Below are 20937 nucleotides of genomic sequence, written 5' to 3' on the forward strand. Positions count from 1 at the left end.
TGGCCATCGGCGCACGCGTTCGACACGGTTTGAATAAAGCCGTAAGCTAGGCGTCTCTCAAAATAAATACATATAGCGCGGGCCCGCACCCGCGCGAGCGCCCATTCCATGTCGCATTCCGGTCTTACGCGGACGGTCATTGCGCCGCCGTCGCTCTCCAGTCACGCCGCCGATACCGCGCGCCTCGCCGCGCCGCTCGCAATCGCCCAACTTTCGCAGATGGCGATGAGCGTCACCGACACGGTGCTGCTCGGTTCGCTCGGCCCCGATTCGCTCGCCGCGGGCGGGCTCGGTGCGAACTTCTTCTTCGTCATCGTGACCATCCTGCAGGGCGTGCTGTCGTCGGTCAGCGTGAGCGTCGCGCACGCGCGCGGCGCGCAGGCCGAGGACCGCGTGCCGCACATCTACTGGACCGGCTTCGCGCTGTCCGTGCTGCTCGCGATTCCGGCGATCGTCGCGCTGTCGTTGTCCGAATCGATCCTGCTGATGTTCCACGAGCCGCCGCTGCTCGCGCATCACGTCGGCGAATACACGGGCATCCTGCGCTACGCGGCGCTCGGCAGCCTGATCGGCGTCGGGCTGATGCGCGCGTTCCTGCCGGCGATCGGCGCCGCAAAGCGGCTGCTGTGGGTGTCGATCGGCGGCGTCGGCGTCAACGGCGTGCTGAACTACGGGCTGATCCACGGCGCATTCGGGCTGCCGCGCCTCGGTTTTCTCGGCTCGGCGGTCGCGACGACGATCACGATCTGGCTCACCGCGCTCGCGCTGATCTGGCTGCTGCACGGCCGGCAGCGCTTCCGCCATTTCGTGACCGCGTCGCGCCCGAAGCTGCCCGTGATGGGCGAACTGATCGGCATCGGCTGGCCGGTCGCGATCACGTACGGGGTCGAATCGACGCTGTTCCTTGCCACCGGCCTCACGGTCGGCGTGCTGGGCGCGACGTCGCTGGCCGCGCACCAGATCGCGCTGAACGTCGCGTCGGTGTCGTTCATGGTGCCGCTCGCGATCGGCCAGGCCGCCAACGTGCGCGTCGGCTACTGGGTCGGCGCGGGCTCGCCCGTCGCCGCACGGCACGCGGGCTTCGTCGCGCTCGCGCTCGGCGTCGCGTTCATGTCGCTGTCGGGCGTCGTGATGATCGTCGCGCCGCATACGATCGTCGGCCTGTACCTGCACCTCGACGATCCGGCCAACGCCGCCACGGTGTCGCTCGCCGCGTCGCTGCTCGGCATCGCCGCGGTGTTCCAGATCGTCGACGGGATGCAGACCGTCGGGTCGGGCGCGCTGCGCGGCCTGAAGGACACGCGCATCCCGATGCTCGCCGCGACCTTCGGCTACTGGGGCATCGGCTTTCCGACCGGCTACTGGTTCGCGTTCCACGCGGGCATGGGCGCGCGCGGCCTGTGGTGGGGGCTCGCGGCCGGCCTGGCGAGCGTCGCCGCGCTGATGGCCTGGCGCTTTCACCGCAAGACGGCGTCGCTCATTGCGGCGCGCTAGGCGCGACACGACGCGAAATCGCGGCCGGCGCTATGCTTGTCGGTTGAATCCCTCGAGACGCCGCGCGAGCGGCGCGACTGCCTCACGATACGTCTGACGCCGCGCGACGACGCGCGGCCTTTCCCCTTTCCTGGAGGAGTGCATCATGAACGAAGCAGTTCGGATGGAACGCGACACGTTCGGCGAGATCGCCGTGCCGGCCGACCGCCTTTGGGGCGCGCAAACCGAGCGCTCGCTGCAGAATTTCCGGATCTCGACCGAGAAGCAGTCGCCCGAGCTGATCCACGCGCTGGCGATCGTCAAGCGTGCCGCGGCGGCCGTGAACCAGTCGCTCGGCGTGCTCGCCGACGACAAGGCGCGCGCGATCATCGACGCGGCCGACGAGATCATCGCCGGCAAGCATCCGCGCGAATTCCCGCTCGCGGTGTGGCAGACGGGCTCCGGCACGCAGACCAACATGAACCTCAACGAGGTGATCGCGAATCGCGCGAGCGAGCTGATGGGCGGCGAGCGCGGCGAAGCGCGCAAGGTGCATCCGAACGACGACGTGAACCGCGGCCAGTCGTCGAACGACGTGTTCCCGACTGCGATGCACGTCGCGGCCGCCTACGCGATCGTCAACCACCTGCTGCCGGCGTTGCGCACGCTGCGCACGACGCTCGATGCGAAGTCGAAGGCGTTCGCCGACATCGTGAAGATCGGCCGCACGCACCTGCAGGACGCGACGCCGCTCACGCTCGGCCAGGAATTTTCCGGCTATGTCGCGCAGCTCGACCAGGGCATCCGTCACGTCGAATCGGCGCTGCCGCACCTGTACGAGCTCGCGCTCGGCGGTACCGCGGTCGGCACCGGACTGAATGCGCATCCGGAGTTCGCGGTGCGCGTCGCCGACGAAATCGGCCGGCTCGCGAAGCTGCCGTTCGTGACGGCGCCGAGCAAGTTCGAGGTAATGGCGGCCGCCGATGCGCTGGTGTTCGCGCACGGTGCGCTGAAGACGGTCGCGGCCGGCCTGATGAAGATCGCGAACGACGTGCGCTGGCTCGCGAGCGGCCCGCGCTGCGGGCTCGGCGAACTGTCGATTCCGGAGAACGAACCGGGCAGCTCGATCATGCCGGGCAAGGTGAACCCGACGCAGTCGGAGGCCGTGACGATGCTGTGCTGCCAGGTGTTCGGCAATGATGTCGCGGTCAACTTCGGCGGTGCGAGCGGCAATTTCGAGCTGAACGTGTTCCGGCCGATGATCGCGCACAACGTGCTGCAGTCGGTGCGGCTGCTCGCCGACGGCGCGCAGAGCTTCAACGATCACTGCGCGGTGGGCATCGAGCCGAACCGTTCGCGGATCGACCTGCTGCTGAACGAATCGCTGATGCTCGTGACGGCGCTCAATCCGCACATCGGCTACGACAAGTCCGCGCAGATCGCGAAGAAGGCGCACAAGGAAGGCACGACGCTGAAGGCGGCCGCGCTCGCGCTCGGCTACCTGACCGAGGCGGAATTCGATGCGTGGGTGCGCCCCGAACAGATGATCGGGACGCGGTAAAGGCAGGACGGCGGGCGCGGCGCGGCGAGCGAGGCGCCCGTCGCGGTCAGACCGCGCCCTTCGCGACTTCTTCCGGTTTCATCTCGACGATCTTGTCGAGCGCGGCCCGCACGTCGGCCGCATATTTCGCGAGCACCTTCTGCTCGTCGGTCTCGGGTACGAACGGCGGCACCGGCACCGGGTTGCCGTTCTCGTCGACCGCGACGAACACGACGAGGCAATCGGTCGTCTGGCGCAGCACGCCGCCCTTCGGATCGCCGGCGTGCACGGACACATGGATGTGCATGCTGGTGCGGCCTGTCGCCACGACGCGCGCCTTCAGCTCGACCAGGTTGCCGACCAGGATCGGACGCTGGAAACGGATGTTGCCGACGCTGACCGTCACGCAATAGCGGCTCGACCAGACGGCCGCGCACGCATACGCGACCTCGTCGATCCACTTCATCAGCGCGCCGCCATGCACCTTGCCGCCGAAGTTCACGGACGAAGGCTCGGCGAGGAAGCGGAATACGGTTTCGGTGCGGTCGAGGGCGGCCGGCACGGGGGACGGTTGGGGCATCGTTCTGGCTCCAGGCGGCGGGGGCGCTGTAATCGGGCCATTATACGTTGCACTGCGGCAACGCGTCGCGGCAAGCCCCGTGTGGCGCGGCTGTGGCGGCCATGCCCGACACGCGCGCCGATCGGTTCCGGTCAGCGGCGCACCGTGATGCCCTGGTCGATCGTCCCGTACATCTCGATACTGCCGCCCTGTCCGCCGGCGGCGCCCGCGCCGCCCTGCGCACAGGCCGCGCAGACGAGCGCGGCGGCCAACACACAGAAAATCGTCTTCATCATTGCGTCGAGTCACATGCGGCGGCCCGCTGCCGCCGCGTCCGGCCATTCTACGCGCGCGCTGCAACGGGCCGCAGCCGTGCCCGCCGCCGGGACGGCGCCGCTGCATCCGACATTTCATCCGGAAGCGAAACATCGAATGCCCGCACGCACTACACTGCAACTCATCCCGCCTGACGAGAGACGACGATGACCGATCAAGACGACCACCACTTTCCGGGCCTGAGCCGCATCGGCGCGCTGATCGCCGACCCCGGGCGGGCCGCGATGCTATGGGTGCTGATGGACGGCAGCGCGCGACCGGCCGGCGAACTGACGCTGATCGCGGGGCTGTCGCCGTCCGCTGCAAGCGCGCACCTCGCGCGGCTGACCGAAGGCGGCCTGCTCGCGCTCGACGTGCGCGGCCGGCACCGCTACTACCGCATCGCGTCGGCCGACATCGCGGCGTCGCTCGAGGCGCTCGCGAACGTCGCCCGCGCGGCGGCGCCGCACCGCCCGGTTCCGCCGCCGTCGCGCACGGTCCCGGCCGAGCTGCGCTACGCGCGCACCTGCTACGACCACATGGCCGGCGAGCTCGCCGTACGCATCTTCGACGGCCTCACCGCGCGCGGCTGGCTGTACGCGGACGGCAACGCGATCGACACCACCGAGCTCGGCACGCAAGCGCTCGCGCAATGGGGCATCGACGTCGCGCAGCAGCGCACGCGCCGGCGCCGCTTCGCATGTGGCTGCCTCGACTGGAGCGAGCGGCGCTCGCATCTCGGTGGCGCGCTCGGTGCGGCGCTGCTCGAGAGCTTCTGCGAACACGGCTGGATCGAACGTTCCGCACGACCGCGCGTGCTGCGCGTCACAGTGCCCGGCCAGCAGGTTTTCGACGGCTGGCTTACGTCCGCTTGACGCCTGTATTGCGTCTGCACGACAACGACGCGCGATGGACAGGTTTTGTTACATCGCAGGCCATCCGACTTACAAAACATAGGGCATTGAAACAGGCCAAGCAGATATTGTGAATTCATCGGCACGAATCGACGCGCCGCGATAACGACGATGACGCTCACCATGGCCACCCTGTTCACGCTCAAGCGAACCGCCCGCTACACGCTGCTCGCGTTCGCCGCGCTTGCGGCCCTGCCGCCCGCATTCGCGCAATCGGCCGCTGCGCCGCCGTACGCGGCGGCCGCACGGCAACCCGGCGGCGATCCGCCCGGCCGCGTCGCGCGGCTCAACTACCTGTCGGGTGCCGTGACGACCGAACCGGCAGGCACCGACACATGGTCGTACGCGGCCGTGAACCGCCCGCTGACGACCGGCGACCAGCTCTGGAACGATGCCGGCGCCCGCTCGGAACTGCACATCGGGTCGACCGCGGTGCGGCTCGGCGATTCGACGAGCCTGTCGGTACTGAATCTCGACGACACGACGACCCAGCTGAAGGTCGGCCTCGGCACCGTATCGACTCACGTGCGCGATCTGCCGCGCGGCGGATCGTACGAAATCGATACGCCGAACCTCGCGCTCGGCATCACGGGCCCCGGCGACTATCGCGTCGATGTCGCGCCGAACGGTGCGAGCACGACGGTCACGATGCGCAGCGGCAGCGCCACCGTCTATGGCAGCAATGGACAGTACCCGCTGTCGCCCGGGCAGCAGGTCGTGTTCACGGGCACCGACCTGCAGGTCGCGCAGCAATCGGCGGCGCCGGGCCCCGACCCGCTCGACCAGTGGGCCGCCAGCCGCGACGCGGCCGAAGAGCGCTCGGTGTCGGCCCGCTATGTGTCGCGTGACGTACCCGGCTACCAGGATCTCGACGCGAACGGTACGTGGCGCGAAACGCCGAATTACGGCTCGGTCTGGGTACCGAACGACACGCCGGCCGACTGGGCGCCGTATCACGACGGCCACTGGATCTGGCAGGCGCCGTGGGGCTGGACGTGGGTCGATGACGCACCGTGGGGCTTCGCGCCGTATCACTACGGTCGCTGGGCATACGTGGACGACAGCTGGGCATGGGTGCCCGGCCCGATGGTCGTCAGCCAGCCGCCGGTCTATGCGCCGGCGCTCGTCGCGTTCGTGGGCGGCGGCGGCGGCCCGGACTGGAGTGTCGCGCTCACGGTCGGCGGCGTCGCCGCGGCCGGCTGCGCGTGGTTCGCGCTCGGCCCCGGCGAACCGTGGCACCCGGGCTGGGGCGGCTGGAGCCCGCACTACTACGACCGCGTGAACCGCAACGTCGTGGTGAACAACGTCAACGTGAACGTGAACAAGACCGTGAACGTGACGAACATCACCAATATCACCAACATCAACAAGACGTACGTGAACTACCATGCGCCGCACGCGATCACGGCCGTGCCGGCTTCCGCGTTCGTGCACGGCCAGCCGGTCGCGCACTTCTCGCAACACGTCGATCCGCAGCAATGGCGCAATGCGCACGTCACGCCGGGGACACCCGGCATCGCGCCGGTGCGCCAGAGCTTTACCGGCGGGCTGCGCAATGCCAGCTACCGTCCGCCGGCGGCGATCGCGCAGCATCCGTACGTCGCGACGCGCAACCCTGCGGTGCCGGCTGCCTATCGTGACCAGGCCGCCGCGCATCTCGCGCAGCAAGGCGGTCGCGTGCCGGGCGCCGGCGCACCGGTCGTGAAAACGAGCGTGCCGGCCGATTACAGGCCCCGCCCGGTCCGCGTGCCCGGTAACCCGGGCGGTGGCGCGTGGGCAATGCGCAACGTGCAGCTCGTGAATCCGCACGGCCCCGTCGTGCAGCCGTCGCACGCGCCGCGCGAAGGCCAGCCGCCGGCCGTGCAGGCCGGACGGCCGGGGGCACCGGGCGTACCGGCACCGAGCGTACCGGTGCCGGGCGTGCCGAATCCCGGACGGCCGGCGAACGGCGAAAACCCCGGCGCTTCGCACTTCGCCAACGGCGGCGTGCCTCAGGCGCCCGGCAACGCGACGCCGCATCAGGCTTTCGGGGCCGGCAACGGCGTCCCGCATCCGCCGGTCGCGAGCAACCCGCCGCCGGGACTCGGCAACGCGCACGCCGCCGAGACGCCGTCGCCCGCATGGATGCAGCCGCACACGCCGATGGAACGTCAGCGCCAAGCACCGCCGAGCGCCCTTCACGCGGCAGGACAGAATGCGCTGCCGCCCGTACGCAGCGCAGCGGTGCCGCATCCGGAGGGCGTGCCGACGCCGCAGGGCATGCCGCCCGGCAACCGGAACGAAGCGCCGCGCGCGCTGCCGCAACCGAGGATCGACAACACGGCACAGATTTCGCAGCCGCGTCCGCACCCCGATTTCCAGACACCGGCCCAGCACGCGCAGCCGCAACCGGAACGGGCCGCGCCGGCGCCGCACCCGCGCCCCGAATTCGCGCAACCGGCGCCGCACCGCGAAGTCGCACCGCCGCGCGTGAACGAGTACCGTCCGCCGGCGCCTGCCGTGCACGACATGCCGCGACCGCAGCCGCAAGCGCCGCGCATGGAGCCGCGCCCCCAACCCGCGCCTCGCATGGAACCGCGGCCGCAGCCGGCGCCCCGTATGGAACCGCGCCCGCCGATGCCCGCTCCGCGCATGGAACCGCGGCCGCAACCGGCACCGCACGTCGAGGCGCCGCACCAGAGCAACCCGCCGCCGCAAGGCGGTCACGAAGAACGGCATCGCCAGTAAGTGCCGCAAACGTGAAACAAAAAAGCCCGACCGGTTTCAGCCGGTCGGGCTTTTTCCTGCGGGGTGCGGCTCGACGAAACCGCGCGCTCAGACCGCCATCGGCGCGGTCAGCGGCTCATGGTGGCGATAACCGACCAGCGAGAAATCGGACGGTTCGATCAGCTCGAGCCACTCCGGCGCATAAACGCCCGTCTTCGCATACTCGGGCACGCGCTCGGCAATCTCGAGCCGCGGGCTTTCGTACGGCTCGCGCGTGAGCTGCCGCTGCAGCATGTCGAGCTGGTTCTCGTAGATGTGCGCGTCGCCGATGAAATACGTGAACCAGCGCGGCGTGTAGCCCGTCAGCCGGCCGACGAGCGACAGCAGCGCGGCCCCTTCCGTCAGGTTGAACGGCGTGCCGAGGCCGACGTCGTTGCTGCGGATGTACAGGCACAGCGAGATCTCGCGCTTCGTCGCGTTCGGCAGGAACTGGTACAGCAGGTGGCACGCGGGCAGCGCGATCTGGTCGAGCACGGCCGGATTCCATGCGTGAAACAGGATGCGGCGGTCGGCCGGGTTCTCCATGATCGTGTCCAGGCACTGGCGCAACTGGTCGATCGCCTTGTACAGCAGCACCTTCGGCGCACCGTCTTCGTCGAACCGCGTGACGATCCGGAAGCCGCGGCGCGTCGCATCGGCGATCTGCGCGTCGGCGCCCGCGTCGAGCACCTTGTAGCCCGGCCACTGGCGCCATTGCACGCCGTACACGTCGCCGAGATCGTCGACGCCCTGGCGATACGGGTTCGCGAGCCACTGCGCGTTCTCGTTCGCATTCGCATCCCACACCTTGCAGCCGAGCGCGCGGAAATCGGCCGCGCTGCGCGACGCGCGCAGGAAGCCGACCAGTTCGCCGATCGCCGACTTGAACGCGAGCTTCTTGGTCGTCACGGCCGGAAAGCCTTGCTGCAGGTCGAAGCGGAGCATCGCGCCCGGCATGCTGATGGTTCGGACCCCCGTGCGGTTTTCCTGCCAGGTGCCGGTATCGAGAATGGTACGAACGAGATCGAGATACTGTTTCATGCGGGTTCCTTCGGCCGCGAGGGCGGCCGTACCCGCCGATTTTAGCAAGCGTGGCGAGGAAGCTCCGCCAACGGCGGCGAAAACCCTGCCAGCGTGTCGCCGCGATCGCGCATCCCGTGCGCGCACATCAGCCGGTAGAGCGTCACGCGCGACACGCCGAGCTCGCGCGCGGCATCCGCGAAACGGCCGCGGTGGCGCAGCAGCGCCTGCTCGATCGCCTGCCGCTCGGCCGCCTCCCGCGCCTCCAGCAGCGACACGGGCGCGAGCGTCGCGAAGTCGTTCAGCTCGAGATCGGCCGCGGTGATCATCCGGCCCTCCGACATCACGATCGCACGGCGCACGCGATTGATCAGCTCGCGCACGTTGCCCGGCCACGAATAGCCGTACAGCGACGCGACCGCGTCGAGCGAGAAGCCGCGCAGGCGGCGATGCGCGTCGCCCTTGAAACGCTCGAGCATGTGGCGCGCGAGCACCTCGATGTCCTTGCCGCGCGCGCGCAACGGCGGCTCCTCGATCTTCAGCACGCACAGGCGATGGAACAGGTCCTCGCGGAACCGCCCTTCCCGCAACGCGGCTTCCATGTCCACGTGCGTCGCGCAGATCACGCGCACGTCGACGGGTACCGACACGTGCGCGCCGAGCCGCTCGATCTTGCCTTCCTGCAGGAAACGCAGCAGGCTTGCCTGGCTTTCGAGCGGCAGATCGCCGATTTCGTCGAGAAACAACGTGCCGCCGTTGGCGGCCTCGACGCGGCCGATCTTGCGCTGGTTCGCGCCGGTGAACGCGCCGCGCTCATAGCCGAACAGTTCGGCCTGCAACAGCGTCGACGGAATCGCGCCGCAATTGATCGCGATGAACGGCGCCTGCGCGCGCGACGAACGCTCGTGGATCGCGACGGCCGTCAGTTCCTTGCCGGTGCCCGACTCGCCGGAGATGAACACCGGCGCATCGGTCGCCGCGACGCGGCGGATCGTCCTGAAGAGCCCGAGCATCGCATCGCAGGTGCCGACCATCTCGCCTTCGCTGCGCCCGGCGCCGACGGGCGGCACAACGGGATCGGTCAGCGCGACCATGCCGTGCGCATGGCCGACGGTCTCGACGATTCGCGACGTTTCGTACGGCATCGTCACGTAGTCGAAGCAATAGTCGCGAATGAGATGGCGCAGCGTGGCATCCTGCAACTGGCCGCGACGCGTCGCGGCGATCCAGCCGATGTGCTGGATGCTCAGGCAGGATTCGAGTTCGCGCAGGTCCGAGGGCTTGAAGCCCGGCGAGAAGTCGAGCAGGCCGGCGCTCGCCACACCGTGCTGCACGACACGCCGTACGTCACGTACGGTCTCCGCGAGATCGACGCGCCAGCCGCATTCGTCGAAATGGCCGCGCAACGCGTCGTTCGGTTCGCGCGAATAGTAGATCACGTGCCGCTGATCGGCTCCCATATCCTCACCCCGTTCATCAACCGTCTAACGATTGCCGTGCACGTCAGGTCTCGTGCGAAAAGGATCGAATCGGGTCAGCCAGAGGTGGCTCGATTCGCCATGCCGATGCGCGGCGACGACAAAGCCTCGCATGATGGCGCTTATCTCGCGTCCAGTTATGTTTTGGTCAAGACAGCTTGGTTATAGGCACCGAATACGACAAACCCGTTTCAGCGCCGATGCGATCCGGCCGAATCGCTCAGGAGGTCGATGCAAGTCAATCATCTGCACATAGCGCAGCGAAGCGTTCGTTCATCAACACACGACCCGATTTTCATCCTTGAAGCGTGTCGATTGAATCCGCAGTATTCCCGAGCCCCCTCGTTTCAGGCCTGAAACATTTTCAGGCTGTTTCGGCCACAATTCGCAACGCCTGAGCGCGAATCGCAGCGGCGACAACGGTCACGACACGATGGCATGTATTTCGCTGAATACGCAGACGATCGGAGACAGCCATCATGCACAACCGCCTTTCACTTTCTGTCGTGCCGATGGCGCTTGCGCTCTCGGCCGCCGGCCCGCCTGCGCCGGCCCGCGCGGATGAAATCGCGATACCGGATCGCGCCACACTGCTGGCCGAAAATGCGCCGGGCCTGCAGCACGGCAACGGCTTCGGCATCGTGACCGTGTCGGCACCGCAACCGCTGCCGACCGGCAAGGCGACCGTCACGCTGTGGGACGAGATCCCGCCATCGCCCCAATTGCCGATGCCGCTTCCGGTACCGCAACCCGGCGACGCGCAGCACGCGATGCAAGGCAGCGCGCCGGGCAATACGCGTCAGTGAGCGCGCATCGGCCCATTCAATAAGGATTCCACATTGGTTCGGTGATTCGAGCAGGCCGGCCGGCGCAGATCCGCGCCGGCATCGCCGCTCCCGCGACACGAACAGGTTTATTCGGTCCGTCGCCGCGACGCAATACGTCAGGCGTCGCGGCACGCAGCAGCGTGAAAGCCGATGCGCGCCGCCGTTCCGGTAGAATCGGTGCCATTCCGGCTTTCCTCTTTCCCGACCTTCATGACGACGTTGACCCTGATCGTCGCGCGTGCCCGCAACGGCATCATCGGCCGCGACAACCAGTTGCCCTGGAAACTTCCCGAGGATCTCGCGTTCTTCAAGCGCACGACGATGGGTGCGCCGATCGTGATGGGCCGCAAGACCCACGAATCGATCGGCCGGCCGCTGCCGGGCCGCCGCAACATCGTCGTCACGCGCGACGCAACGCGCCGCTTCGACGGCTGCGACACGGTCACGTCGCTCGCCGATGCGCTGGCGCTCGCCGCGCACGACGGCGTGCCCGAGGCATTCCTGATCGGCGGCGCGCAACTCTATGCGGAAGGGCTCACGCTCGCCGACAAGCTGGTCGTCACCGAGATCGATGCCGACTTCGACGGCGATGCGTCGTTCCCCGCACCCGACGCCGCACACTGGCAGGAAGTATCGCGTGAAGCGCACCAGGCTGCCGCGCCGAACACGTTCGGCTATGCATTCGTCGTCTACGAACGCAAGCGCGGCTGACGCGTTTCGCCGTCACGCACGATGAAAAAAGCCCGACCGGCTCGCGCCGATCGGGCTTTTTTGCTGGGCGGCGGCCCACGCCGCGCGTCGCTTACTGGCCTGCGATCGTCATCTGCTCGATCAGCACCGAGCCCGTTTCCTTCGTGCCGCGCACGATCGAATCGGCACCGATCGCGACGATGTGCCGGAACATTTCCTGCAGCGTGCTCGCGACCGTGATTTCCTCGACCGGATACAGGATCACGCCGTTCTCCACCCAGAAACCCGCCGCACCGCGCGAATAATCTCCCGTCACGTAGTTCACGCCCTGCCCCATCAGCTCGGTCAGCAGCAGGCCCGTGTCGAGCTTCTTCAGCATGGCTTCGAAGTCGTCGCCCGCCTGCGTGTTCGAGCTGCGCAGCGCGAGGTTGTGCGAACCGCCCGCGTTACCGGTGGTCTGCGTGCCGAGCTTGCGTGCCGAATAGGTCGACAGGAAGTAGCCTTCGACGACACCGTCCTTCACGACGCTGCGTGCGCGCGTGCGCACGCCTTCTTCGTCGAACGGCGCGCTGCCCATCGCGCGCGGCACGTGCGGATCCTCGACGACCTGGATGTGCGGGGCGAACACCGGCTTGCCGAGGCTGTCGACGAGGAACGACGTCTTGCGGTACAGCGCGCCGCCGCTCACGGCCTGCACGAATGCGCCGAGCAGGCCGGCCGCGAGCGGCGCCTCGAACAGCACGGGCACCTTGCGGGTGTCGAGACGGCGTGCGCCCATCCGCGCGAGTGCGCGCTCGGCCGCGTAGCGGCCGACCGCTTCGGGCGCCGCGAGATCGATCGCGCTGCGCTTCGACGAATACCAGTCGTCGCGCTGCATGTGACGGCCGCTGCCCGCGATCGGCGCGCAGGCAATGTAGTGGCGCGAGTACGGGTAGCCGGACAGGAAGCCGCGCGACGTCGCGAGCACGAACTGCGAATGCTGCGCCGACACGCTCGCGCCTTCCGAATTGCGGATCTGCGGGCTGACCGCAAAGGCGGCGTCTTCCGCGCGGCGGGCCAGCTCGACGGCCTCGTCGGCCGTCAGCGCCCACGGGTGGTACAGATCGAGGTCGCGCGGGTCGGTTTCGAGCAGTTCGGCCTCGGCGAGGCCGGCTGCTTCATCCTCGGCCGTGAAGCGCGCGATGTTGTACGCGGCGGCGACGGTGTCCTTGATCGCGGCCGGCGAGAAATCGGACGTGCTCGCGTTGCCGCGCTTCTTGCCGATGAACACGGTCACGCCGACCATCTTGTCGCGGTTGTGCTCGATCGTTTCGACTTCGCCGCGGCGCACCGACACCGACAGGCCGTCGCCTTCGGAGATTTCGGTCGCGGCGTCCGACGCGCCGAGTGCCTTCGCATGGCGAAGGATGTCCGACGCGATTTCTTTGAGCTGGTCCTGCGTGTGCGGGAAATAGCGCGCTTGTACGTCGAGATTGGCTGCCATCGTCTTGGTATCCGGTGGCGGGCGGGCGCCCGCATGGTCAAAATGTTGCGTATCCCGCGATCATAGCAAGGTCCGGGGCCGGACACAGACAAGCTTGGGGTGTCCGCGCCGCGATACAATGCCGCCCATGACACGCAAAACCCGAATCCAGCCGATCGAGCATGCCGTCGAAGACGACGACAATGGCTACGATCGTCCCAGCAAATCCCAGTTGAAGCGCGAGATGCACGAGTTGCAGGTGCTCGGCCAGGCGCTCGTCGATCTGCCGAAAGACGCCCTCAAGCGCATGCCGATGCCCGAAAGCCTGGCGGACGCCGTCCGTGAGGCACGCCGGATCACCGATCACGAAGGCAAGCGCCGCCAGCTCCAGTACGTCGGCCGCGTCATGCGCTCGCTGACCGACGACGAAACGGCCGCGCTGCGCTCCGCCCTCGACGCACAACGCGGCGTGAACAAGGCCGCGACGGCCCGCCTGCACTGGATCGAGCGTACGCGCGACCAGCTGCTCGCCAGCGACGACGCGCTGACCGAATTCCTGCGCCAGCACCCGGACGCCGACATCCAGGAAGGCCGCACGCTGATCCGCAACGCACGCAAGGAAGCGCAGCAAGGCAAGCCGCCGCGTTATTTCCGCGAGCTGTTCCAGTGGATCAAGACCGCGAGCGGCACGCCCGATGCGGGTGAAGACGCGCCGGACGACACCGAAAACGACCATGACGACGAAGCGTAACCACCCGGACGAACTGGTCGTCGGCCTCGTGTCGATCAGCGACCGCGCGAGCACGGGCGTCTACGAAGACAAGGGCATTCCGGCGCTGCAGGAATGGCTTGGCGGCGCGCTGGTTTCGCCGTGGCGCGCCGAAACGCGCCTGATCCAGGACGATGCGCCGACGATTTCCGCCACGCTCACCGAGCTCGTCGACGTCGCGGGGTGCGATCTCGTGCTGACGACCGGCGGCACGGGCCCCGCGCGTCGCGACGTGACGCCCGAGGCCACGCTGGCCGTGGCGACGAAGGAAATGCCGGGATTCGGTGAACAGATGCGGCAGATCAGCCTGAATTTCGTGCCGACCGCGATCCTGTCGCGGCAGGTCGCGGTGATCCGCGAGACGGCCGACCACGCGGCGCTGATCATCAACCTGCCCGGCCAGCCGAAGTCGATCCGGGAAACCCTCGAAGGGCTGCGCGATGCCGACGGCAAGTCGACCGTGCCCGGCATCTTCGCCGCGGTGCCCTACTGCATCGACCTGATCGGCGGCCCGTACATCGAGACCGACGCCGCGGTGGTCGCTGCGTTCCGGCCGAAAAGCGCGCGGCGCTGAGCGTTTGCCGTGCGCCGAACGCGTGCCGGCCCGCTCAGGCGGCCGGCGCGGACTCGCCCGCCGGCGCAGACGCGGCCGGAATCAGGAAATGCTCGCGGTAATACTTCAGCTCGTCGATCGACTCGTGGATGTCCGCGAGCGCCGTGTGCATCGCGCGCTTCTGGAAACCCTTGTAGATCGCGGGCTGCCAGCGGCGGCACAGCTCCTTGAGCGTGCTGACGTCGAGATTGCGGTAATGGAAGAACCGCTCGAATTCCGGCATCCAGCGCGCCATGAAGCGGCGGTCCTGGCAGATCGAGTTGCCGCACATCGGCGACTTGCCGGGCGACACGTACTGCGCGAGAAACGCCTGCAGCTGCGCGGCGGCTTCCGCCTCGGTCACGGTCGACGCACGCACGCGGTCGATCAGGCCGGAGCGGCCGTGGGTCGACTTGTTCCAGTCGTCCATCTTCGCGAGCGTTTCGTCGCTCTGGTGGATCGCGAACACGGGGCCTTCGACCGCGATGTCGAGCGTGGAATTGGTCACGACGACCGCGATCTCGATGATGCGGTCGTTATCCGGGTCGAGGCCCGTCATCTCCATGTCGAGCCAGACGAGGTTCAACTCGTTGCGCACGAGCGCGGGCTGGCTGGCGGAAGCGGCGGTATCGGTCATGAGTCATCCTGGAAAATGGCGGGCGGCGCGCGATGCCGCCCGGACGGCCGGCATCGCATCAGCGGGGCCGGTCCGCAAGAACATATAATTCTCGCATAGAACCCTTTGGCGCCTTCGATGTCACCCTTTTCGTTCACCCTGCTGTTCGCGATCGCCGTACTCGCGATGGTCGTCACCAAGCTGTGGCTCGCGTCGCGGCAGATCCGCTTCGTCGCGGCGCACCGCAACGGCGTGCCCGCGCAGTTCAGCGCGACCATTCCGCTGACCGCCCACCAGCGCGCGGCCGACTATACGGTCGAGCGCACCCGGCTGACGATGCTCGAAATCGTCGTCAGCGCGGCCGTGCTGGTCGGCCTGACGCTGCTCGGCGGCGTCGGCGCGCTCGACACGCTGCTGACCGGCTGGCTCGGCCGCGGCTACGGGCAACAGGTCGCGCTCGTCGCCTCGGTGCTCGTGATCACCGGCGTGATCGACGTCCCGTTCGAGTATTACCGCCAGTTCGGGATTGAGCAGCGCTTCGGCTTCAACCGGATGACGAAGCGGCTGTTCTTCACCGACATGCTGAAAAACACGTTGCTCGGCGCCGCGCTCGGCCTGCCGCTGCTGTTCGTCGTGCTGTGGCTGATGAACCAGGCCGGCAGCCTGTGGTGGCTGTGGACCTGGATCGTCTGGGTCGCATTCCAGATGCTCGTGCTGCTGATCTACCCGACCTTCATCGCACCGATCTTCAACAAGTTCGAGCCGCTGAAGGACGATGCGCTGCGCTCGCGCATCGAGTCGCTGATGAAGCGCTGCGGCTTCGCGGCAAAGGGGCTGTTCGTGATGGACGGCAGCCGCCGCTCCGCGCACGGCAACGCGTACTTCACGGGCTTCGGCGCGTCGAAGCGGATCGTGTTCTTCGACACGCTGCTCGCGCGCCTGTCCGGCCAGGAAATCGAGGCCGTGCTCGCGCACGAGCTCGGCCATTTCAAGCGCCGCCACGTGATGAAGCGGATGCTCGTGTCGTTCGTGCTGAGCCTCGTGCTGCTCGCGCTGCTCGGCTGGCTCGCGCAACGCACGTGGTTCTACACCGGGCTCGGCGTCATACCGTCGCTCGACACCAGCAACGCGGGCGCCGCGCTCGTGCTGTTCTTCCTCGCGATTCCGGTGTTCCTGTTCTTCGCGACGCCGTTCAGCAGCCTCACGTCGCGCAAGCACGAATTCGAGGCCGACGCGTTCGCGGCCAGCCAGACCGACGCGCAGGATCTCGTCAGCGCGCTCGTGAAGCTCTACGAGGACAACGCGTCGACGCTGACGCCCGACCCTGTCTACACGGCCTTCTACTACTCGCATCCGCCTGCGTCGCAGCGGATCGACCGCCTGCTGCAACACGCATGAGCCGCCCGACTTCCCGCAAGCCGGCCCCGCGCGCGTCGAACGCGCAACGGGTCGAAGGCCGCGTGATCGCGGCGCACGGGCGCCACTACATCGTCGCGCCCGACGACGGCGGCCCGATGCTGCAGTGCTTCCCGCGCGGCAAGAAGAGCGACATCGCGGTCGGCGACCGCGTCGTGTACGAACTCGCGTCGGCCGACCAGGGCGTGATCGTCGAGATCGGCGAACGGCGCAACCTGCTGTACCGCTCCGACCAGTTCAAGTCGAAGCTGTTCGCGGCCAATCTCGACCAGTTGCTGATCGTGCTCGCGACCGAGCCCTATTTCAGCGAGGACCTGCTCGGCCGCGCGTTGATCGCCGCCGAGGCGAACGAGCTGAAGCCGCTGGTCGTGCTGAACAAGATCGACGTCGAGGCCGCGCTGCCGGTCGCGCGCGAAAGGCTCGCGCCGTACCGCGCGCTCGGCTACGACGTGCTCGAGCTGTCGGTGAAGGGTTCGCCCGACGACGCGCGCGCGCAGCTGATGCCGCATCTCGCCGGGCACTCGACGATCCTGCTCGGCCAGTCCGGGATGGGCAAGTCGACGCTCGTGAACCTGCTCGTGCCCGACGCCGAAGCCGCCACGCGCGAGATTTCGGCCGCACTCAACAGCGGCCGCCACACGACGACGTTCACGCGCCTCTACCCGCTGGAAGGCGGCGGCGCGCTGATCGATTCGCCGGGCTTCCAGGAATTCGGCCTCTACCACCTGACCGAAGGCCGCCTCGAGCGCGCATTTCCGGAGTTCCGGCCGCTGCTCGCGGACTGCCGTTTCTATAATTGTCATCATCTGCACGAGCCTGGCTGCGCGATTCTCGAGGCTGTCGCCGACGGCCGCATCGCGCCGACGCGGCATGCGCTGTACGCGCAGCTCGTGCACGAGGCGAGCCAGATCGTTCGCTGAGCGCGCGACACGCGCGCGGCGCCGGCCGGCATGCTGCGGGCCGGCCTTCACCGACAGGAGCCGCAATGCGCTTCAAGGCACCCGATCTCGCGACCGCGCAGCATTGGGCCAACGTGCTTCAGGTGGCCGGCGTCGGTTGCGAGCTGCACAACTGCTATGCGACGGGCGCGCTCGGCGGCCTGCCGGCCGATGCGTGCACGCCCGAGCTGTGGCTCGACGACGAACGCGACGATGCACTCGCCCGCAAGCTCCTCGACGCCGCATCGCACGGCCCGTCGGCCGGCGCCGCGCCGTGGCGCTGCCGGCAGTGCGGCGAAGCGCTCGAAGCGCAGTTCACCGCGTGCTGGCAGTGCGGCGCCGTCCGGGACCCGCGCGACGACTGACCACACAGCAAACAGGCCGGCATCGAGCCGGCCTGTTCTTTCATCGAATCCTGCACTGCGTCGTTACGACACCCAGACGGCGAGTGTCAGCATCAACAGCAGGATCATCCACAGGATCACCGCGCGCCAGACGAGGCCGACCGCCGATTGCAGCGTACGCGGCGTGCAATCATCACCGACCGTCAACGGACCGCTGTCGCCGACCGCCAGCGCATCGAGGCTCGACGGCTCCGCGAGCGGCCCCGCGAGACGTGCACCGAGCGCCCCGCTGCCGGCTGCGAGCAGCACGCCGTCGTTCGGGTCGGGCCACTGGCGCGTGTGATTGCGCCACGCGTAGATCGCATCCTCGAAATTGCCGACGATCGCGAAACCGAGCGCGGTCAGTCGCGCGGGAATCCAGTCGATCACGAAGAACGCGCGCTGCGCGAACGTCGAGAACGCGGCCGTGCGGTCGTCGCCCGGCGTCGACCAGCTGCGCGCGAGGTATTCGGAAATCCGGTACAGCACGGCGCCGGCCGGACCGATCGGCAGCACATACCAGAAGAACACGCCGAACACGTGGCGATGCGATGCGACAACCGCGTGAATCAACGTATGGCGGACGATTTCGCCGACCGGCATGTCGACCGTGTCGATGCCCGTCCACTCGTGGAGGATTTCGCGCGCACGCGGCACGTCGTCGTTGTTGAGCGCGAGGTGGATGTCGGTGAAGTAATGGCTGAACTGGCGGAAGCCGAGCGTGAAATACACGACGGCGACGTTCCACAGGAACGCGAGCACGAAGCTCACCTTGTACAGCAGGAAATAGATCAGCGCGACGATCAGCACCCACGGCAGCACGACCGCGAGCCATGCGAGGATGCCGTGCTTCTGCTTGCCGGCGTCGAGCCCATGCGCAACGGTTTCCGCATGAAACTGGAACAGCGCAAACACCGGATTGCTCGGTGATAACGCGCGGACCTGCTCGATGATGAGGGCGAGGAGAACCGAAAAGAAAGTCATGCGTGGCGCCGTCTTCGGAGTTATGTCATTTTTTGCATAACGATAGCACAGCGTAAGCCCCGCATGGCTGCCGGCGCAGTCGCCCGGCGGCCGGCCGCGCGCGCCGGCCGGTGCGTGCGCCTAGCCGGCGGCCAAGAAGCGGTAGAGATTGCGAAACATGGCGGCAGTTGCGCCCCAGATGAAGTAATGCCCGCCCGGTTCGCCATTCGGATAAGGCATCGCAAAAAAACGACGCTCGCCGCCCTCCCAGCGGAACACACGGACCTGATGGTTCGCGGGATTCATCAGAAACGCGAGCGGCACTTCGAAAATCTCGGCGACTTCGAACGTATCGGCCTGCACGGTGAACGGCGGATGCACGAGGCCGACCACCGGCGTCACGCAGAAGCCCGTGCCGGTCAGGTAGTCGGGCAGTGCACCGAGGATCTCGACGCGTTCGTCGGCCAGCCCGATCTCTTCCTTCGCCTCGCGCAACGCAGTGGCCGTTGCATCGCGATCGAACGCCTCGCGACGGCCGCCGGGAAAGCTGATCTGCCCGGCGTGGTCGTTCAGGTGATCGGCGCGCAGGGTCAGCAGGACAGTCAGGCCCGCCTCGCGGACGACGAGCGGCATGAGGACGGCCGCACTACGCGGATCGACGCCTTCCTGCAGCCTCGCCTCGCCGGGCTCGACGCTCCATTCGAGCGTGCGCGCGAAACGTTCGCGCAAGCCGGACGGCGTCATCAGCCGGGGATCGATGACAGGCAGGCCGGCACCGGTGCCTTCGACCGGCAGGACTTCGGGATCGATGATGGGGCGGCGATTCAATGGGGCTCTCGAGTTCGTGTCGTATCGAGCATATTGTCGCGCCAGAATGAAAAAAGCACCCGGGTGGGTGCTTTTTCCTTACAGCTCTTACTCTTGGGAAGCTGCTGCGGCGCGATCCTTCGACACCAGCTTTTCCTTGATACGAGCCGACTTGCCCGAACGCTCGCGCAGGTAGTACAGCTTCGCACGACGCACATCGCCGCGACGCTTCACGACGATGCTTGCCAGCAGCGGCGAGTACGTCTGGAACGTACGCTCGACGCCTTCGCCCGACGAGATCTTGCGAACGATGAAGTTCGAGTTCAGACCACGGCTGCGAATCGCGATCACGACGCCTTCGTAAGCCTGAACGCGCTTGCGGTTACCTTCAACCACGTTCACGTTCACGATCACCGTGTCGCCCGGGGCGAAATCGGGGATCGTCTTGCCGGCGAGCGCGCGCTCGATCTCTTCCTGCTCAAGTTTTGCGATCAGATTCATTACTGACTCCTTATGCCATCGTGTCGGCGTTGGTACCCGCCTGCTTCCAGGCCTGGCCCCGATAGAGGATGGATTCACATCAGGCGCCGCACACGCATGCACGGCACCGCCAATTCCCGCCCGCGCAGCCGCCTCAGGAGGCGTCCTTCGCTTCGCGTGCGAGGTTCGCAAGCCACGCCTCGTCGGCCCGGCTCAACAACTTCTCGCGGCGCGCCCGGACGATCAGGTCCGGCCGCTTCCGCAACGTATTCCTCAATGCTTCCTGGCGCCGCCACCGCTCGATCTCGGCATGATGCCCGCCGAGCAGCACGTCCGGCACGCGCATGCCGTCGTATTCCTCGGGACGCGTGTAGTGCGGACAATCGAGCAGCCCGTCGGCGAAACTGTCCTGCACGGCCGACAGCGAATCGTTCAGCACGCCGGGCAGCAACCGCACGACCGCATCCATCATCGCCATCGCCGGCAGTTCGCCACCCGACAGGACGAAATCGCCGAGGCTGATTTCCTCGTCGACGCACCGGTCGAGCAGACGCTGGTCGATCGCTTCGTAGCGGCCGCACAGCACGACCACGCCCGGCTCCTGCGCCATCCGCACCGCACGATCGTGCGTGAGCGGCGCGCCCTGCGGCGACATCATCACGACACGCGTGCTCGCGATGCCCTGCTCCGCCTGCGCCGCTTTCGCGGCGTCAATGGCGGCTTCGAGCGGCTTCGCCAGCATCACCATGCCCGGACCGCCGCCGTACGGACGATCATCGACCGTGCGGTAGTTGTCCGTCGTGAAATCACGCGGGTTCCAGGTGCGCAGCCCGAAGCGCCCCTGCTTGACGGCCCGGCTGGTGATTCCCCAGTCGGTCAGTGCACGGAACATCTCGGGAAAGAGCGTGACGACGTCGAACTGCACCGCGCTCTCGGTAACCTGGTTCATT

Annotated in this window: 21 protein-coding genes; 11 read left to right on the forward strand and 10 right to left on the reverse strand. The window is 67.6% G+C overall.

Going from position 1 to position 20937, the window contains the following annotated elements; all coding sequences use genetic code 11:
• Positions 1-108: 108 nt before the first annotated feature.
• On the forward strand, positions 109-1494 hold the full coding sequence (gene norM, locus DIE03_RS31205; protein WP_124456050.1) for a multidrug efflux MATE transporter NorM: 1386 nt from the start codon (positions 109-111) through the stop codon (positions 1492-1494).
• Between the two features lie 145 nt (positions 1495-1639).
• Entirely contained in the window at positions 1640-3034 is a 1395-nt protein-coding gene (gene fumC, locus DIE03_RS31210) for a class II fumarate hydratase (protein WP_124456051.1), read from the forward strand.
• A gap of 46 nt (positions 3035-3080) precedes the next feature.
• Here fumC and DIE03_RS31215 read toward each other — a convergent pair whose 3' ends face one another.
• On the reverse strand, positions 3081-3593 hold the full coding sequence (locus tag DIE03_RS31215; protein ID WP_011544912.1) for an acyl-CoA thioesterase: 513 nt from the start codon (positions 3591-3593) through the stop codon (positions 3081-3083).
• Positions 3594-3724: 131 nt separating this feature from the next.
• On the reverse strand, positions 3725-3868 hold the full coding sequence (locus tag DIE03_RS38450) for a hypothetical protein (RefSeq protein ID WP_185658257.1): 144 nt from the start codon (positions 3866-3868) through the stop codon (positions 3725-3727).
• A 186-nt stretch (positions 3869-4054) separates the two neighbouring features.
• Here DIE03_RS38450 and DIE03_RS31220 point away from each other — a divergent pair, with 186 nt between their 5' ends.
• Both DIE03_RS31220 and DIE03_RS31225 read left to right on the forward strand, forming a co-directional pair.
• The gene (locus DIE03_RS31220; RefSeq protein WP_124456052.1) at positions 4055-4762 is read left to right on the forward strand and encodes a helix-turn-helix transcriptional regulator; all 708 of its coding nucleotides are present in this window, start codon (positions 4055-4057) and stop codon (positions 4760-4762) included.
• A gap of 150 nt (positions 4763-4912) precedes the next feature.
• Positions 4913-7528, forward strand: coding sequence for a DUF6600 domain-containing protein (locus DIE03_RS31225; RefSeq protein WP_260434983.1), 2616 nt, complete (start codon positions 4913-4915; stop codon positions 7526-7528).
• Between the two features lie 87 nt (positions 7529-7615).
• On the opposite strand, the gene DIE03_RS31230 is transcribed toward DIE03_RS31225, so the two are convergent.
• Entirely contained in the window at positions 7616-8587 is a 972-nt protein-coding gene (locus tag DIE03_RS31230; RefSeq protein ID WP_124456053.1) for a thymidylate synthase, read from the reverse strand.
• A gap of 41 nt (positions 8588-8628) precedes the next feature.
• Positions 8629-10026: a sigma-54 dependent transcriptional regulator gene (locus DIE03_RS31235; protein ID WP_124456054.1), complete on the reverse strand. Its 1398-nt coding sequence runs from the start codon at positions 10024-10026 to the stop codon at positions 8629-8631.
• Positions 10027-10523: 497 nt separating this feature from the next.
• On the opposite strand from DIE03_RS31235, the gene DIE03_RS31245 reads away from it, so the two are divergent.
• Positions 10524-10850 (forward strand): hypothetical protein, encoded by a 327-nt coding sequence (locus DIE03_RS31245; protein WP_124456055.1) that lies wholly within the window; start codon positions 10524-10526, stop codon positions 10848-10850.
• 231 nt (positions 10851-11081) lie between these two features.
• On the forward strand, positions 11082-11582 hold the full coding sequence (locus tag DIE03_RS31250) for a dihydrofolate reductase (protein WP_124456056.1): 501 nt from the start codon (positions 11082-11084) through the stop codon (positions 11580-11582).
• A gap of 91 nt (positions 11583-11673) precedes the next feature.
• Here DIE03_RS31250 and pmbA read toward each other — a convergent pair whose 3' ends face one another.
• On the reverse strand, positions 11674-13044 hold the full coding sequence (pmbA, locus tag DIE03_RS31255) for a metalloprotease PmbA (protein WP_124456057.1): 1371 nt from the start codon (positions 13042-13044) through the stop codon (positions 11674-11676).
• 127 nt (positions 13045-13171) lie between these two features.
• Here pmbA and yjgA point away from each other — a divergent pair, with 127 nt between their 5' ends.
• Both yjgA and mog read left to right on the forward strand, forming a co-directional pair.
• Positions 13172-13774 (forward strand): ribosome biogenesis factor YjgA, encoded by a 603-nt coding sequence (yjgA, locus tag DIE03_RS31260; protein WP_311767315.1) that lies wholly within the window; start codon positions 13172-13174, stop codon positions 13772-13774.
• The gene (gene mog, locus DIE03_RS31265; protein ID WP_124456059.1) at positions 13758-14366 is read left to right on the forward strand and encodes a molybdopterin adenylyltransferase; all 609 of its coding nucleotides are present in this window, start codon (positions 13758-13760) and stop codon (positions 14364-14366) included. The genes yjgA and mog overlap by 17 nt, the downstream gene beginning before the upstream one ends.
• Before the next feature lie 34 nt (positions 14367-14400).
• Here mog and orn read toward each other — a convergent pair whose 3' ends face one another.
• The gene (gene orn / locus DIE03_RS31270) at positions 14401-15021 is read right to left on the reverse strand and encodes an oligoribonuclease (RefSeq protein WP_049030222.1); all 621 of its coding nucleotides are present in this window, start codon (positions 15019-15021) and stop codon (positions 14401-14403) included.
• 117 nt (positions 15022-15138) lie between these two features.
• Here orn and DIE03_RS31275 point away from each other — a divergent pair, with 117 nt between their 5' ends.
• From DIE03_RS31275 to DIE03_RS31285, 3 genes are all read left to right on the forward strand, one after another.
• Complete coding sequence (locus tag DIE03_RS31275) at positions 15139-16398, forward strand: M48 family metallopeptidase (protein ID WP_124456060.1); 1260 nt, start codon at positions 15139-15141, stop codon at positions 16396-16398.
• Positions 16395-17336 (forward strand): ribosome small subunit-dependent GTPase A, encoded by a 942-nt coding sequence (rsgA, locus tag DIE03_RS31280; protein ID WP_124456061.1) that lies wholly within the window; start codon positions 16395-16397, stop codon positions 17334-17336. The genes DIE03_RS31275 and rsgA overlap by 4 nt, the downstream gene beginning before the upstream one ends.
• 65 nt (positions 17337-17401) lie before the next feature.
• Entirely contained in the window at positions 17402-17719 is a 318-nt protein-coding gene (locus tag DIE03_RS31285) for a DUF2007 domain-containing protein (RefSeq protein WP_124456062.1), read from the forward strand.
• 63 nt (positions 17720-17782) lie between these two features.
• Here the strand turns inward: DIE03_RS31285 and DIE03_RS31290 are convergent, their stop codons facing one another.
• From DIE03_RS31290 to trmD, 4 genes are all read right to left on the reverse strand, one after another.
• Positions 17783-18721 carry a CobD/CbiB family protein gene (locus DIE03_RS31290; RefSeq protein ID WP_124456063.1) on the reverse strand — a complete coding sequence of 313 codons (939 nt, stop codon included), beginning with the start codon at positions 18719-18721 and terminating at the stop codon, positions 17783-17785.
• A 120-nt stretch (positions 18722-18841) separates the two neighbouring features.
• Entirely contained in the window at positions 18842-19528 is a 687-nt protein-coding gene (locus tag DIE03_RS31295; RefSeq protein ID WP_124456064.1) for a CoA pyrophosphatase, read from the reverse strand.
• A gap of 87 nt (positions 19529-19615) precedes the next feature.
• Positions 19616-20008: a 50S ribosomal protein L19 gene (gene rplS, locus DIE03_RS31300; protein WP_089450137.1), complete on the reverse strand. Its 393-nt coding sequence runs from the start codon at positions 20006-20008 to the stop codon at positions 19616-19618.
• Between the two features lie 133 nt (positions 20009-20141).
• Entirely contained in the window at positions 20142-20936 is a 795-nt protein-coding gene (gene trmD, locus DIE03_RS31305; protein WP_111939641.1) for a tRNA (guanosine(37)-N1)-methyltransferase TrmD, read from the reverse strand.
• Position 20937 lies beyond the last annotated feature (1 nt).

Origin of the sequence: Burkholderia sp. Bp8992 (assembly GCF_003853705.1) — a bacterium.
GTDB lineage: Bacteria > Pseudomonadota > Gammaproteobacteria > Burkholderiales > Burkholderiaceae > Burkholderia.